A 13,031-nucleotide genomic window follows, 5' to 3' on the forward strand; every position below is an offset into this window, starting at 1 on the left:
AATGGCATGAGCAGTAACTTCAGACATCATCTCATGAGTCTGTCGTTACTGGTTGGAATAGCGGCCCCCTGGGCCGCTTTTGCTCAGGCACCAATCAGTAGTGTCGGCTCAGGCTCGGTAGAAGACCGGGTCACTCAACTCGAGCGTATTTCTAACGCTCACAGTCAGCTTTTAACCCAACTCCAGCAGCAGCTTTCCGATAACCAAAATGATATTGACTCTCTCCGCGGCCAGATCCAGGAAAGCCAGTATCAGTTGAACCAGGTTGTGGAACGCCAGAAGCAGATCTTACTGCAGATGGATAGCCTGAGTAGCGGTGGTGCAGCAGCACAGCCAGCTGCGGGCGACCAAAGCGGTGCGGCGACAGCGACACCTGCTCCGACAGCAGATGCGCCAGCCTCTTCAGGCGCGCCTGTACAGAGCGGTGACGCGAATACTGACTACAACGCGGCTATCGCCCTGGTACAGGACAAATCTCGCCAGGACGACGCTATCGTTGCGTTTCAGAACTTCGTGAAGAAGTACCCTGATTCCACTTACCAGCCAAATGCGAACTACTGGCTCGGTCAGCTGAATTACAACAAGGGTAAAAAGGACGATGCGGCGTTTTATTTTGCCTCAGTGGTGAAAAATTACCCGAAATCGCCAAAAGCGCCGGATGCGATGTATAAGGTCGGCGTGATCATGCAGGACAAAGGTGACACTGCGAAGGCCAAAGCAGTGTATCAGCAGGTTGTCACAAAATTCCCGGGTACCGAAGGTGCCAAACAGGCGCAAAAACGTCTGAGTTCGATGGGATGATTATCGCATGACCAGAAATCGTGTTATTTCTGGTCGTGCCGCATGATTCGTAAGCAGTTAAGTGATCTTCATCGAAATTTTTGTTGCGCAGAATTCTTAAATCAGTAATATATGCCGCCGTTGCCACGGGATATCAAACAACGTGAAAACAGCGTAAAAGTGGGTCGTTAGCTCAGTTGGTAGAGCAGTTGACTTTTAATCAATTGGTCGCAGGTTCGAATCCTGCACGACCCACCACTTAACGCAAAACCAGTAGTACAGAGTGGGTGATTAGCTCAGTTGGTAGAGCATCTCCTTTACACGGAGGGGGTCGGCGGTTCGAGCCCGTCATCACCCACCACTCGGGTCGTTAGCTCAGTTGGTAGAGCAGTTGACTTTTAATCAATTGGTCGCAGGTTCGAATCCTGCACGACCCACCATTTTCCGGTGGTACCGAGTAAAAATCTTCGAAGTCAGCACCCGAATGGGTCGTTAGCTCAGTTGGTAGAGCAGTTGACTTTTAATCAATTGGTCGCAGGTTCGAATCCTGCACGACCCACCACTTCGAAGAAAAAATCCCGTAAGGGGTCGTTAGCTCAGTTGGTAGAGCAGTTGACTTTTAATCAATTGGTCGCAGGTTCGAATCCTGCACGACCCACCAATGTAAAAAAGCGCCCTAAAGGCGCTTTTTTGCTATCTGGCGTTTCAGAATCCTCACTTGTAGGTCGGGTAAAGCGAAGCCGCCACCCGACAAATGCTAACCGCACCTATACCCGGTGACTTTTCTTCTCAAATTCGCCATCTTGTTTAGTATACAAAACACAATTGCCGACCGTTTTGCTATGTTGCGCAAAATAAAGGCAATATTGTTAAGCCAGTAAAACGAGAAGCCATAATGAGTGTGATGTTTGATCCCGAAGCCGCAATCTATCCGTTTCCGCCAAAGCCTGTCCCGCTGAGTCAGGATGAAAAACAGTTCTATCGCGAGAAGATCAAGCGTCTTCTCAAAGAACGAGATGCGGTGATGGTGGCACATTACTACACCGACCCGGAAATCCAGCAGCTGGCGGAAGAGACCGGCGGGTGTATTTCTGATTCACTGGAGATGGCACGCTTCGGTGCAAAACATTCCGCTTCCACGCTGCTGGTCGCTGGCGTGCGCTTTATGGGTGAAACGGCAAAAATTCTCAGCCCGGAAAAAACTATTCTGATGCCGACGCTCAACGCAGAGTGTTCTCTCGATCTCGGCTGCCCTATTGAGGAGTTCACCGCATTCTGCGATGCCCATCCTGACCGCACCGTGGTGGTCTATGCCAATACGTCTGCGGCGGTAAAAGCGCGTGCAGACTGGGTGGTGACCTCCAGCATCGCCGTTGAACTGATTGAACATCTGGATAGCCTGGGCGAGAAAATTATCTGGGCGCCTGACCGCCATCTCGGTAACTACGTTCAGAAGCAAACAGGCGCAGATGTTCTCTGCTGGCAGGGCGCGTGTATCGTTCACGACGAATTTAAGACTCAGGCGCTGACGCGTATGAAGGCGCTGTACCCGGAAGCGGCCATTCTGGTGCATCCAGAGTCGCCTCAGTCGATTGTCGATATGGCCGATGCGGTTGGCTCAACCAGCCAGCTTATCAACGCGGCCAGGACGCTGCCTCACAAGCAGCTTATCGTGGCTACCGATCGCGGTATCTTTTACAAAATGCAGCAGGCGGTGCCGGAAAAAGAGCTACTTGAAGCGCCAACCGCAGGCGAGGGGGCAACGTGCCGCAGCTGTGCGCACTGCCCGTGGATGGCGATGAACGGCCTGAAAGCGATTGCCGAAGGGCTCGAGACGGGCGGGGCAGCGCATGAAATTCATGTTGATGCGGCGTTGCGTGAAGGTGCGTTAATTCCGCTTAACCGTATGCTGGATTTTGCGGCTACACTACGTACTTAACGTATTCAGAACCGGGGAAAAGATGGATTTTTTTAGCACGCAGAACATTTTGGTTCATATACCGATTGGTGCGGGTGGCTATGACCTGTCATGGATTGAAGCCGTTGGCACGCTGGCGGGGTTACTCTGCATCTGGCTGGCGAGCCTGGAGAAGATCAGCAATTACGCATTCGGGCTGATTAATGTCACGCTGTTTGCGATTATCTTCTTCCAGATCCAGCTCTACGCCAGCCTGCTTTTGCAGCTGTTTTTCTTTGCCGCCAATATTTACGGCTGGTACGCGTGGTCGCGTCAAAACAGCCAGCAGGAAGCCGAGCTGCAGATCCGCTGGCTGCCGCTGCCGAAAGCCATCGCCTGGCTTGTCGCCTGCGTGGCGGCCATTGGTTTGATGACCGTTTATATCAACCCGGTGTTTGCGTTTCTGACGCGCGTTGCCGTTTCGGTCATGTCCGGACTCGGTTTGAGCGTCACGATGCCTGAACTCCAGCCGGATGCCTTCCCGTTCTGGGATTCCTGCATGATGGTGCTGTCGATTGCGGCGATGATCCTGATGACCCGAAAATATGTCGAGAACTGGCTGCTGTGGGTCATCATCAATGTCATTAGCGTGGTGATTTTCGCCCTGCAGGGCGTCTATGCCATGTCGCTGGAATATCTGCTGCTAACCTTCATTGCCCTGAACGGCAGCCGTATGTGGATTAACAGCGCGCGTGAGCGAGGCTCTCGCGCGCTTTCCCACTAATGGTGATGATGTGAATGGCCGGACTGCGCCTCGTTCAGGTGGCAGTCTGGCCCGCTACAGGGCTGATACTCCATTTGGATCGTCGAATGGGCAATCTCATAGTGATGCTCCAGAAAATGCTGGATACGTTCGAGCAGCGCGTCGTGATCGTGGGGTGGGATCACCTGAACGTGCAGCGTCATGACAGGCTTTTCTCCGACCAGCCACACGTGAACGTGGTGGACGTTTCGCACCTCCGGAATCGAGCGGCTCAGATTTCGTCTCAGCTCACCAATGTCAATTGACGTGGGGGCACCTTCCAGCAACTCATTGACGCTCTCTTTCAACAGCCGCCAGGCGCTGCGTAGCACCAGACAGGAGACGAGCACCGAAAGAATCGGGTCGATGGGTGTCCATCCCGTCCCGAGAATAATCAGCGCAGCCACAATCGCCCCAACGGAGCCGAGCAGATCCCCCAGAACATGCAATGCCGCGGCACGCACATTGAGATTCTTTTCCCCGCTGCCGCGATGCAAAATCCAGAACGCCAGAATATTGGCTATCAGACCCGCTATTGCGATCACCATCATGGTGATTCCGGCGACGGGCTGCGGGTGTCTGAAGCGCTGAACGGCTTCCCAGACGATCAGGATGGTAATTACCACCAGCGCAATTGCGTTAACGAAAGCGGCAAGCGTAGTGAGCCTGAGCCAGCCAAACGTGTGGCGAGCATTGGGTGGACGGCGTGAGAACTGGACGGCGAGCAGAGCAAACAGCAGGGCAGCCGCATCGGTAAGCATGTGTCCCGCATCTGCCAACAGGGCCAGAGAACCTGAGATTATCCCCCCAATGACCTCGATAACCATAAACGTTGCTGTGACGCCAAACGCCAACAGCAGCCGTTTGGCATTTTCATCGCTGGAGGTGGGGGAAGGGGAGTGTGTGTGTGCCATGTCATCTTTCCTGATTTGTTATTATTTTTAGTGTAGCGTTTTTAAGAGCTTAAATAAAAAAGGAGAGCACGCGCTCTCCTTTATTGAGATTACTCAGCGTTACTGCGTGGTACCGTCAGTTTTGGTATCCGCATCACTGCCGACTTTATCATTTGGATCCGGACAGCGGCCGTCTTTACACATGGAGTTTTTGTGCACTTCATCTTTGGTCATGCCGTCGTGATTCATCGTGCCGGAATCCGTACCATTGGGATGTAGCATGGTGCCGCCGGTTTGGGTATTTCCGGAATTGATTTGACTGTTATCGACATTATTTGGCGCGATGTTTTGTTTAGCATCAGGGGCTACCTGGCCTGCAGCGGCGGCTGCATTGGCATCGCCGTTGCTGTCTGATGAGCCCGTGTCAGCGGCCAGGACGCTACCGCTTGCCAGGGTGAGTGTGGCGGTCAGAAAGAGAGTTGCCAGTTTCGTCATTTTCATCATGCTGCTCCTGTTCTTGTCGTTACGCTGGATAACATTCTCCAACAGTGCATCTTGTTCAAAGGCGAAAGATACCAGCATACGGACTTACGTCAGTATGGAATCGTGTTTAATCACACAAAAATGGTTGTTACAGTTAAAAAGCTTAGGTTAGATCTCATTTTTCGCTATTTTGTGGCGATTTTTAGGCGAATTCCAGGAATTATCTGCGTGAAGTGTAAAAGCCCGTTTACACTTCTTGGCCGACAAGTTAGATTGAAAGCATTGCTTTCATTACTAAAGATATGGCAAGGCCGGAAAGAAGATGAATTATCAGAATGACGATTTACGCATTAAAGAGATCAATGAGTTATTACCTCCTGTAGCACTCCTTGAAAAATTCCCCGCCACTGAAAATGCTGCAAATACGGTGTCTCATGCCCGCAAAGCGATCCACAAGATCCTGAAAGGCAGCGACGATCGTCTTCTGGTGGTGATTGGCCCGTGCTCTATTCACGACCCTGCGGCCGCGAAAGAGTATGCTGCCCGCCTGCTCACCCTGCGTGAAGAGCTGAAAGGCGAGCTGGAAATCGTGATGCGCGTCTATTTTGAAAAACCGCGCACCACCGTGGGCTGGAAAGGGCTGATTAACGATCCGCATATGGATAACAGCTTCCAGATCAACGACGGTCTGCGCATTGCCCGCAAGCTGCTGCTGGAAATCAACGACAGCGGCCTGCCTGCCGCGGGTGAGTTCCTGGACATGATTACGCCACAATACCTGGCAGACCTGATGAGCTGGGGCGCAATTGGTGCCCGCACCACGGAATCTCAGGTTCACCGCGAGCTGGCGTCCGGTCTCTCTTGTCCGGTTGGCTTCAAAAACGGCACTGACGGCACCATTAAGGTGGCTATCGACGCCATCAACGCAGCGGGCGCGCCGCACTGCTTCCTCTCCGTGACCAAATGGGGTCATTCCGCCATCGTGAACACCAGCGGTAACGGCGACTGCCATATCATTCTGCGCGGCGGCAAAGAGCCAAACTACAGCGCAAAACATGTCGCGGAAGTGAAAGTCGGGCTGGAAAAAGCCGGTCTGTCGCCGCAGGTGATGATCGACTTCAGCCACGCCAACTCCAGCAAGCAGTTTAAAAAGCAGATGGAAGTGGGGGCAGACGTTTGCCAGCAGATCGCCAGCGGTGAGAAAGCGGTGATCGGGGTGATGATTGAAAGCCATCTGGTTGAAGGTAACCAGAATCTGGAAGGCAGTGAACCGCTGGTTTACGGTAAGAGCGTCACCGATGCCTGTATTGGCTGGGACGATACCGATGCCATCCTGCGTCAGCTGGCGAATGCGGTAAAAGCGCGTCGCGGCTGAGTCCTCAGGCACAAATAAAAAAGCGCGGAAGGCTCCGCGCTTTTTTTATGCCTTGCGAAAATTACTTCGCTTTACCCTGGTTCGCGACAGCCGCTGCTTTCGCTGCGATCTCGTCCGCGTTACCCAGATAGTAATGTTTGATTGGTTTGAAGTTTTCGTCGAACTCATACACCAGCGGTACGCCAGTTGGGATGTTCAGCTCGAGGATTTCGTCTTCACCCATGTTGTCCAGATATTTCACCAGCGCACGCAGGGAGTTACCGTGAGCGGCGATGATCACGCGCTCACCGCTTTTCAGGCGTGGCAGAATGGTTTCATTCCAGTATGGCACAACGCGGTCGATGGTCAGCGCCAGGCTTTCAGTTTGTGGCAGTTCTGCGTCGGTCAGTTTAGCGTAACGTGGGTCGTGACCCGGGTAGCGCTCGTCATCTTTGGTCAGCTCAGGCGGGGTTACCGCGAAGCCGCGACGCCACTGTTTAACCTGCTCGTCGCCATATTTCTCAGCGGTTTCCGCTTTGTTCAGACCCTGCAGCGCACCGTAGTGACGCTCGTTCAGTTTCCAGGATTTCTCAACCGGCAGCCAGGCCTGATCCAGTTCGTCCAGCACGTTCCACAGGGTGTGGATGGCACGTTTCAGCACAGAGGTGTAAGCAAAATCAAAGGTGAAGCCTTCATCCTTCAGCAGTTTACCTGCCGCTTTGGCTTCGCTTACGCCTTTCTCAGACAGATCAACGTCGTACCAACCGGTGAAGCGGTTTTCGTTGTTCCACTGGCTTTCGCCGTGGCGCACCAGAACCAGCTTAGTTACAGCCATATCGTACTCCTCATAAGCTTTATTGAATGATAACAATTCTCATTATATTGCCGTGGACGTGCCAGCAGCAACGCTTAACCCTAACCATAGCGAAAATAGTCTCTGAGTGTAAGATGCTTGTGAATCCAGGGTTATGATTTTGTCTGCGATCGGCGGTATTTTCAGCAAGACGAGCAGAAAAAAGCCCTCGCTGTGAGGGCTGACATTTTTTGCCGGATGGTGCTTCTGTATGACCGGATACATAGGTGACAGATCAGACCGGGAACATAGGTAACACTTTTCAGTCTATCCGGAGCACACTCTCGGTTTTTCGGTCGTAGTACGCAAGCGTTATTCCGTTAAAGATGATGGCCTCCAGGCCATCATCCTGTTCTTCCAGCATGATGTACTCATCAGTCAGCGCTTCACTCAGGAACACCGTCCCCTTTTTCCCCATATAGAGTGTCCCCCGCGATTTCACCCTGTAGACCGTACCGCCTTCCGGATACGCGTATTCAGGAACACGGCCATCCCAGTGTCGGTTCGAGGGGTGCCATACCGTTCCGGGCGTTGCACCCGCCAGGGCTTCATGCGGCCTTTCGTAGTTAAATTCTTCCCGGTAGTCACTGAACCACCGCTGTTGTTCTTCCATCGTCATGAAGGTGTTGCCCTGTTTCACCGCACTTTTCAGGGAGCGGTGCATTCGCTCATGACGGCCATTTTCTTCCGGATGCCCCTTCCTGATACGCTCAGGCCTGATGCCCAGCTTGATTAGCCAGACGGCAAGACGACTTAGTCCGGCTATCCCTGTTCCCGCGAAGGGCTGACCGTTATCGGTTCTGAGCACTTCCGGCAGACCGTATTCCAGGAACGCATCCGTCAGGCACTGTCTGACGAAGGGCTCACTCTCCCGGTCCGTTCCCCGGCAGCTCAGAAGATACCGGCTGTGATTGTCGGTCAGGGTGAAGGGATGGCAGTACTCTCTGCTCAGCAGCCTGAACTTACCTTTAAAATCAGCGCTCCAGACCTGATTGTTCTCACTAATGGTGGTCAGGGGCTGGCGATTGCCCGGGGTCCTGCGTTTTCGCTTTTTATCCGGAACCAGGCCTTCACGCTTGAGGATATCGCCGATAGTGCTGGCAGCAGGTACGGTAAAATCGACATGATGATTGAGCAGCCACATCCGCAGTTTTTTGGGGCCCCAGTCAGGGTGTTTTTGCCTCAGGGCCGTAAGCTGTCCGGCGATATCATCAGGAACCGTCCGGGAGCGGGAGTGTGGCGCGCGCGACCGGTCAGAGAGAGATGACAGGTCAGAGGGGTCAAAACGCTGAAGCCATTTATAGCCGGTTTTACGGCTGATGCCAAAAAGACGGCAAAGCGCGGAGAAGGAGTCCGTACCTGCATGGCAGGCACGGATAAAATCAAGGCGTTGCATAGGTCGGGTCTCAGTCCAGGGCATAGCGAGTCTCCTCTTCTATGCCAGTTATAACTGTTACCCATGTATCCGGTCTAAAGTGTTACCCATGTTTCCGGTTCATACCCTTCGCTTATCCGGCCTACCCGTAGGCCCGTGCAAGCGTAGCGCCGCCGGGCATTAAGCGCGCGGAGTGAAATGATACTCTGTGACGCTCACGTACTCTTCGCCGGGGCGCAGCACACAGTCCGGCTGCGGCCATTCCGGATGATTCGGGCTGTCGGGCAGGAACTCGCTTTCCAGCGCCAGCCCTTGCCAGTCGCTGTACTCCTCGTGCTCGCGCGCCGTCGTGCCGCCGAGGTAGTTGCCTGAATAGAACTGCAGGGCAAGGGCGGTGGTGTAGACCGTCATCTGCAGTTTCTCATCCGCAGACCAGACCTGTGCGGCAGGTTGTTTCACATCACCTTTGGCCTGCAGCAGGAAAGCGTGGTCGTAACCTTTCACCTTGCGCTGATCGTCATCGCTCAGGAAATCCTGGGCGATCGTTTTCACGTTGCGGAAGTCAAAGCTGGTCCCGCTCACCTCTTTCAGCCCCTGATAAGGAATACCCATCTCATCAACCGGCAGATATTCATCCGCCAGGATCTGTAGCCTGTGGTTACGCACGTCGCACTGGTTACCGTCCAGGTTGAAGTACGCATGGTTAGTCAGGTTAACCGGACACGGCTTGTCGATCGTCGCACGGTATTCAATGGCGATACGGTTGTCGTCGGTTAGCGTAAAGCGCGCAGAGGCGATAAGGTTCCCCGGGAAGCCCTGATCGCCATCAGGTGAATCCAGCGAGAGCAGCACTTCCCCGTCGTTTTGACGAACAATCTTCCAGCGGCGTTTATCAAACCCGTCCGGTCCGCCGTGCAGCTGGTTCTCACCCTGGCTTGGCAGCAGGGTGTACTGCACGCCGTCGAGTTCAAAACGGCTCTTCGCGATACGGTTAGCATAGCGCCCAACGGACGCGCCCAGATAGGCGGACTGATTAATATACTGCTCAGGCGAGGCGCAGCCGAGCAGAGTCTCGCGTACGCTGCCGTCCGGCATCGGTACGCGGGCAGAAAGCAGGGTGGCACCCCAGTCCATCAGCGTAACGACCATCCCCGCGCTGTTGCGCAGGGTTAACAGGCGATACGGCAGACCATCCGGTGCAAGGGTAGGTGTTTCGTTTAGCACTGTCCGGCTCCTTGTGATGCTTTACAAACGTAGAAGGTTTCTTTGATACCCGTTTTTGCTTCGTACTGCTTCGCCACGGCGTCCTGTACGGCAGGGACCAGCTCTTCAGGCACCAGCGCAACGATGCAGCCGCCAAAACCGCCGCCCGTCATGCGCACGCCGCCTTTGTCGCCAATGGTGGCTTTGACGATGTCCACCAGGGTGTCGATCTGCGGAACGGTGATTTCAAAATCATCGCGCATGGAGGCGTGTGATTCCGCCATCAGCTCACCCATGCGTTTCAGATCGCCTTTCGCCAGTGCGGACGCGGCTTCAACGGTACGGGCATTTTCAGTCAGCACGTGACGAACGCGTTTGGCGACCACCGGATCCAGCTCGTGCGCTACTTTGTTAAACTCATTGAGCGTGACGTCGCGCAGGGCAGGCTGCTGGAAGAAGCGGGCACCGGTTTCGCACTGTTCGCGGCGGGTATTGTACTCGCTGCCCACCAGCGTGCGTTTGAAGTTGCTGTTGATAATCACCACGGCCGCGCCTTTTGGCAGGGGAACGGCTTTGGTACCCAGGGAACGGCAATCAATTAACAGGGCATGCTCTTTTTTGCCCAGCGCGGAGATCAGCTGGTCCATAATGCCGCAGTTACAGCCCACGAACTGGTTTTCTGCTTCCTGACCGTTCAGGGCGATTTGCGCGCCATCCAGCGGCAGATGATAAAGCTGCTGGAACACGGTTCCCACGGCGACTTCCAGAGACGCAGAGGAGCTTAAGCCCGCACCCTGCGGCACGTTGCCGCTGATCACTAAATCCGCACCGCCAACGTTCTTGTTACGCTTCTGCAGATGCTTCACCACGCCGCGCACGTAATTAGACCACTGCTGGCTGTCGTGCGTCACAATCGGGGCATCGAGGGAAAATTCGTCCGTCTCATTACCGTAATCTGCCGCAATCACGCGGACTTTACGGTCGTCGCGCTTCGCGCAGCTGATGACGGTCTGGTAATCGATGGCGCACGGCAGCACGAAACCGTCGTTATAGTCGGTGTGTTCACCGATCAGGTTAACGCGGCCAGGCGCCTGGATAACGTGGTTGGCAGGGTAGCCAAATTTCTCAGCAAACAGGGATTGTGTTTTATCTTTCAGACTCATTTTTTAGACTCCTGATTCGCGATAATGGACGTCGCTAACGGCACGCAGACGTTCTGCCGCCTGTTCCGCCGTCAGGTCACGCTGGGTTTCCGCCAGCATTTCATAGCCCACCATAAATTTACGCACCGTCGCAGAGCGCAGCAGCGGCGGATAGAAATGGGCGTGCAGCTGCCAGTGTTGATTCTCTTCGCCGTTAAACGGGGCGCCGTGCCAGCCCATGGAGTACGGGAAGGAGCACTGGAAGAGGTTGTCGTAACGGCTGGTCAGCTTTTTCAGCGCCAGGGCAAGGTCGTCACGCTGCGCCTCGCTGAGATCGGTAATGCGCTTCACGTGCGCTTTCGGCAGCAGCAGCGTTTCAAACGGCCAGGCGGCCCAGTAAGGGACAACGGCCAGCCAGTGTTCGGTTTCCACCACGGTGCGGCTGCCGTCGGCCAGCTCGCGCTGCGTGTAATCCACCAGCATCGGGGAACCGTTTTCCGCGTAATACGCTTTCTGCAGACGGTCTTCACGCTCGGCTTCGTTGGGAAGGAAGCTGTTCGCCCAGATCTGGCCGTGCGGGTGCGGGTTAGAGCAGCCCATCGCCGCGCCTTTGTTTTCAAACACCTGCACCCACGGATAGCTCTGCCCCAGCTCTGCGGTTTGCGCCTGCCAGGTGCTGACCACCTCTTTCAGCGCGTCCACGCTCAGCTCCGGCAGCGTTTTGCTGTGATCGGGCGAGAAGCAGATCACGCGGCTGGTCCCGCGCGCGCTTTCGCAGCGCATCAGCGAATCGTGGCTTTCCGGCGCGTCCGGGGTATCGGTCATCAGGGCGGCAAAATCGTTGGTGAACACGAAGGTGCCTTTGTAGTCCGGGTTTTTATCCCCGGTGACGCGCGTGTTGCCCGGACAGAGGAAGCAGTCCGGGTCGTGCTGTGGCAGCGTCTGTTTTGCAGGCGTCTCTTGCGCCCCCTGCCAGGGGCGCTTGGCGCGATGCGGAGAGACCAAAATCCATTGCCCGCTTAGCGGGTTAAAACGACGATGCGGGTGATCGACGGGATTAAATTGCGTCATGACGGATCCTTAGTCCGGATAGCCCTGCGGATGGCGTGACTGCCAGTGCCAGGTATCCTGTGCCATTTCATCAAGCGTGCGGGTAACACGCCAGTTAAGCTCTTTATCGGCTTTGGTGGCATCGGCCCAGTAAGCAGGCAGGTCGCCATCACGACGCGGGGCGAAGTGGTAGCTCACCGGCTTACCGCAGGCTTTGCTGAAGGCGTTAACCACGTCCAGCACGCTGCTGCCGACTCCGGCGCCGAGGTTGTAAATATGCACGCCCGGTTTGTTAGCCAGCTGCTGCATCGCCGCCACGTGGCCGTCTGCCAGATCCATCACGTGGATGTAGTCACGCACGCCGGTGCCGTCTTCGGTAGGGTAATCATTGCCAAAAATCGCCAGCGAGTCGCGGCGGCCTACGGCGACCTGGGCGATGTACGGCATCAGGTTATTCGGGATGCCCTGCGGATCTTCACCCATATCTCCCGACGGATGCGCGCCGACCGGGTTGAAGTAACGCAGTAGCGCGATGCTCCACTCCGGCTGTGCTTTTTGCAGGTCGGTCAGGATCTGCTCCACCATCAGCTTGCTTTTGCCGTACGGGCTTTGCGGGGTGCCGGTCGGGAAGCTTTCAACGTAAGGGATTTTGGGCTGATCGCCGTAGACGGTGGCGGAGGAGCTAAAGATAAAGTTTTTGACGTTCGCTGCGCGCATGGCGGAGATGAGACGCAGGGTACCGTTGACGTTGTTATCGTAATACTCAAGCGGTTTCGCAACGGATTCACCGACGGCTTTCAGACCCGCGAAGTGGATCACTGCTTCGATGGCGTGGTCGTGAAGGATCTCGGTCATCAGCGCTTCGTTGCGGATGTCGCCTTCCACGAAGGTCGGCTGTTTTCCACCTAGACGTTCAATCACCGGCAGCACGCTGCGCTTACTATTGCACAGGTTATCGAGGACGATCACATCGTGATCATTTTGCAGCAGCTGCACACAGGTATGACTTCCGATGTAACCGCTACCACCTGTTACCAGAACTCGCATAATTCGCTCCATTGGGCTTATGGTATGTAATAACCATAGCATAACAGAGACGCGAAAAGTGTGACATGGGATAAAATAGTGGAATCGTTTACACTCGGTTTTACACTCGCTTTTTCAATGACTGACGACATTCTAGATCAAAGGGATAGCGA

At 54.8% G+C, this 13,031-nt stretch carries 12 protein-coding genes and 5 tRNA genes; 9 read left to right on the forward strand and 8 right to left on the reverse strand.

Annotated elements, in window-relative coordinates:
• The first annotated feature begins 6 nt into the window (after positions 1-6).
• The 8 genes from cpoB (at position 7) to pnuC (ending at position 3,461) form a co-directional block, all read left to right on the forward strand.
• Positions 7-801 carry a cell division protein CpoB gene (cpoB, locus tag EXW94_RS16660; protein WP_100165267.1) on the forward strand — a complete coding sequence of 265 codons (795 nt, stop codon included), beginning with the start codon at positions 7-9 and terminating at the stop codon, positions 799-801.
• A 161-nt stretch (positions 802-962) separates the two neighbouring features.
• Positions 963-1,038: transfer RNA gene (locus EXW94_RS16665), tRNA-Lys, on the forward strand.
• A gap of 27 nt (positions 1,039-1,065) precedes the next feature.
• A tRNA-Val gene (locus tag EXW94_RS16670) sits at positions 1,066-1,141 on the forward strand.
• 3 nt (positions 1,142-1,144) lie between these two features.
• Positions 1,145-1,220: transfer RNA gene (locus EXW94_RS16675), tRNA-Lys, on the forward strand.
• A gap of 46 nt (positions 1,221-1,266) precedes the next feature.
• Positions 1,267-1,342, forward strand: a tRNA-Lys gene (locus EXW94_RS16680).
• A gap of 23 nt (positions 1,343-1,365) precedes the next feature.
• Positions 1,366-1,441 (forward strand) — tRNA-Lys (locus EXW94_RS16685).
• A 234-nt stretch (positions 1,442-1,675) separates the two neighbouring features.
• Positions 1,676-2,719 carry a quinolinate synthase NadA gene (nadA, locus tag EXW94_RS16690; protein ID WP_126815566.1) on the forward strand — a complete coding sequence of 348 codons (1,044 nt, stop codon included), beginning with the start codon at positions 1,676-1,678 and terminating at the stop codon, positions 2,717-2,719.
• Between the two features lie 22 nt (positions 2,720-2,741).
• The gene (pnuC, locus tag EXW94_RS16695; RefSeq protein ID WP_010428749.1) at positions 2,742-3,461 is read left to right on the forward strand and encodes a nicotinamide riboside transporter PnuC; all 720 of its coding nucleotides are present in this window, start codon (positions 2,742-2,744) and stop codon (positions 3,459-3,461) included.
• Here pnuC and zitB read toward each other — a convergent pair.
• Positions 3,458-4,393, reverse strand: coding sequence for a CDF family zinc transporter ZitB (gene zitB / locus EXW94_RS16700; protein WP_174340568.1), 936 nt, complete (start codon positions 4,391-4,393; stop codon positions 3,458-3,460). The genes pnuC and zitB overlap by 4 nt on opposite strands.
• A 99-nt stretch (positions 4,394-4,492) precedes the next feature.
• Positions 4,493-4,873: a YbgS-like family protein gene (locus EXW94_RS16705; protein WP_029485008.1), complete on the reverse strand. Its 381-nt coding sequence runs from the start codon at positions 4,871-4,873 to the stop codon at positions 4,493-4,495.
• 304 nt (positions 4,874-5,177) lie between these two features.
• Here EXW94_RS16705 and aroG point away from each other — a divergent pair, with 304 nt between their 5' ends.
• Positions 5,178-6,230, forward strand: coding sequence for a 3-deoxy-7-phosphoheptulonate synthase AroG (gene aroG / locus EXW94_RS16710; protein WP_010428756.1), 1,053 nt, complete (start codon positions 5,178-5,180; stop codon positions 6,228-6,230).
• 61 nt (positions 6,231-6,291) lie between these two features.
• Here the strand turns inward: aroG and gpmA are convergent, their stop codons facing one another.
• From gpmA to galE, 6 genes are all read right to left on the reverse strand, one after another.
• Positions 6,292-7,044, reverse strand: coding sequence for a 2,3-diphosphoglycerate-dependent phosphoglycerate mutase (gene gpmA / locus EXW94_RS16715; RefSeq protein ID WP_089598926.1), 753 nt, complete (start codon positions 7,042-7,044; stop codon positions 6,292-6,294).
• 280 nt (positions 7,045-7,324) lie between these two features.
• A complete protein-coding gene (locus EXW94_RS16720) occupies positions 7,325-8,482 on the reverse strand; it encodes a DDE-type integrase/transposase/recombinase (protein ID WP_174340569.1) in 1,158 nt (385 codons plus the stop codon).
• A 135-nt stretch (positions 8,483-8,617) separates the two neighbouring features.
• On the reverse strand, positions 8,618-9,661 hold the full coding sequence (gene galM / locus EXW94_RS16725; protein WP_174340570.1) for a galactose-1-epimerase: 1,044 nt from the start codon (positions 9,659-9,661) through the stop codon (positions 8,618-8,620).
• Positions 9,655-10,803: a galactokinase gene (gene galK, locus EXW94_RS16730; RefSeq protein ID WP_174340571.1), complete on the reverse strand. Its 1,149-nt coding sequence runs from the start codon at positions 10,801-10,803 to the stop codon at positions 9,655-9,657. The genes galM and galK overlap by 7 nt, the downstream gene beginning before the upstream one ends.
• Positions 10,804-10,806: 3 nt before the next feature.
• Positions 10,807-11,853, reverse strand: coding sequence for a galactose-1-phosphate uridylyltransferase (gene galT / locus EXW94_RS16735; RefSeq protein ID WP_174340572.1), 1,047 nt, complete (start codon positions 11,851-11,853; stop codon positions 10,807-10,809).
• Positions 11,854-11,862: 9 nt separating this feature from the next.
• Positions 11,863-12,879 (reverse strand): UDP-glucose 4-epimerase GalE, encoded by a 1,017-nt coding sequence (gene galE, locus EXW94_RS16740; protein ID WP_174340573.1) that lies wholly within the window; start codon positions 12,877-12,879, stop codon positions 11,863-11,865.
• Positions 12,880-13,031: the final 152 nt, after the last annotated feature.

Origin of the sequence: Enterobacter sp. JMULE2, assembly GCF_013337145.1 — a bacterium.
Classification (GTDB): Bacteria; Pseudomonadota; Gammaproteobacteria; order Enterobacterales; family Enterobacteriaceae; genus Enterobacter; species Enterobacter mori.

Coding starts and splice junctions, on each gene's coding strand:
- EXW94_RS16720 (WP_174340569.1), bottom strand. CDS start 8,482: ATGCCCTGGACTGAGACCCGACCTATGCAACGCCTTGATTTTATCCGT.
- gpmA (WP_089598926.1), bottom strand. CDS start 7,044: ATGGCTGTAACTAAGCTGGTTCTGGTGCGCCACGGCGAAAGCCAGTGG.
- galT (WP_174340572.1), bottom strand. CDS start 11,853: ATGACGCAATTTAATCCCGTCGATCACCCGCATCGTCGTTTTAACCCG.
- aroG (WP_010428756.1), top strand. CDS start 5,178: ATGAATTATCAGAATGACGATTTACGCATTAAAGAGATCAATGAGTTA.
- galK (WP_174340571.1), bottom strand. CDS start 10,803: ATGAGTCTGAAAGATAAAACACAATCCCTGTTTGCTGAGAAATTTGGC.
- cpoB (WP_100165267.1), top strand. CDS start 7: ATGAGCAGTAACTTCAGACATCATCTCATGAGTCTGTCGTTACTGGTT.
- zitB (WP_174340568.1), bottom strand. CDS start 4,393: ATGGCACACACACACTCCCCTTCCCCCACCTCCAGCGATGAAAATGCC.
- EXW94_RS16705 (WP_029485008.1), bottom strand. CDS start 4,873: ATGAAAATGACGAAACTGGCAACTCTCTTTCTGACCGCCACACTCACC.
- nadA (WP_126815566.1), top strand. CDS start 1,676: ATGAGTGTGATGTTTGATCCCGAAGCCGCAATCTATCCGTTTCCGCCA.
- pnuC (WP_010428749.1), top strand. CDS start 2,742: ATGGATTTTTTTAGCACGCAGAACATTTTGGTTCATATACCGATTGGT.
- galE (WP_174340573.1), bottom strand. CDS start 12,879: ATGCGAGTTCTGGTAACAGGTGGTAGCGGTTACATCGGAAGTCATACC.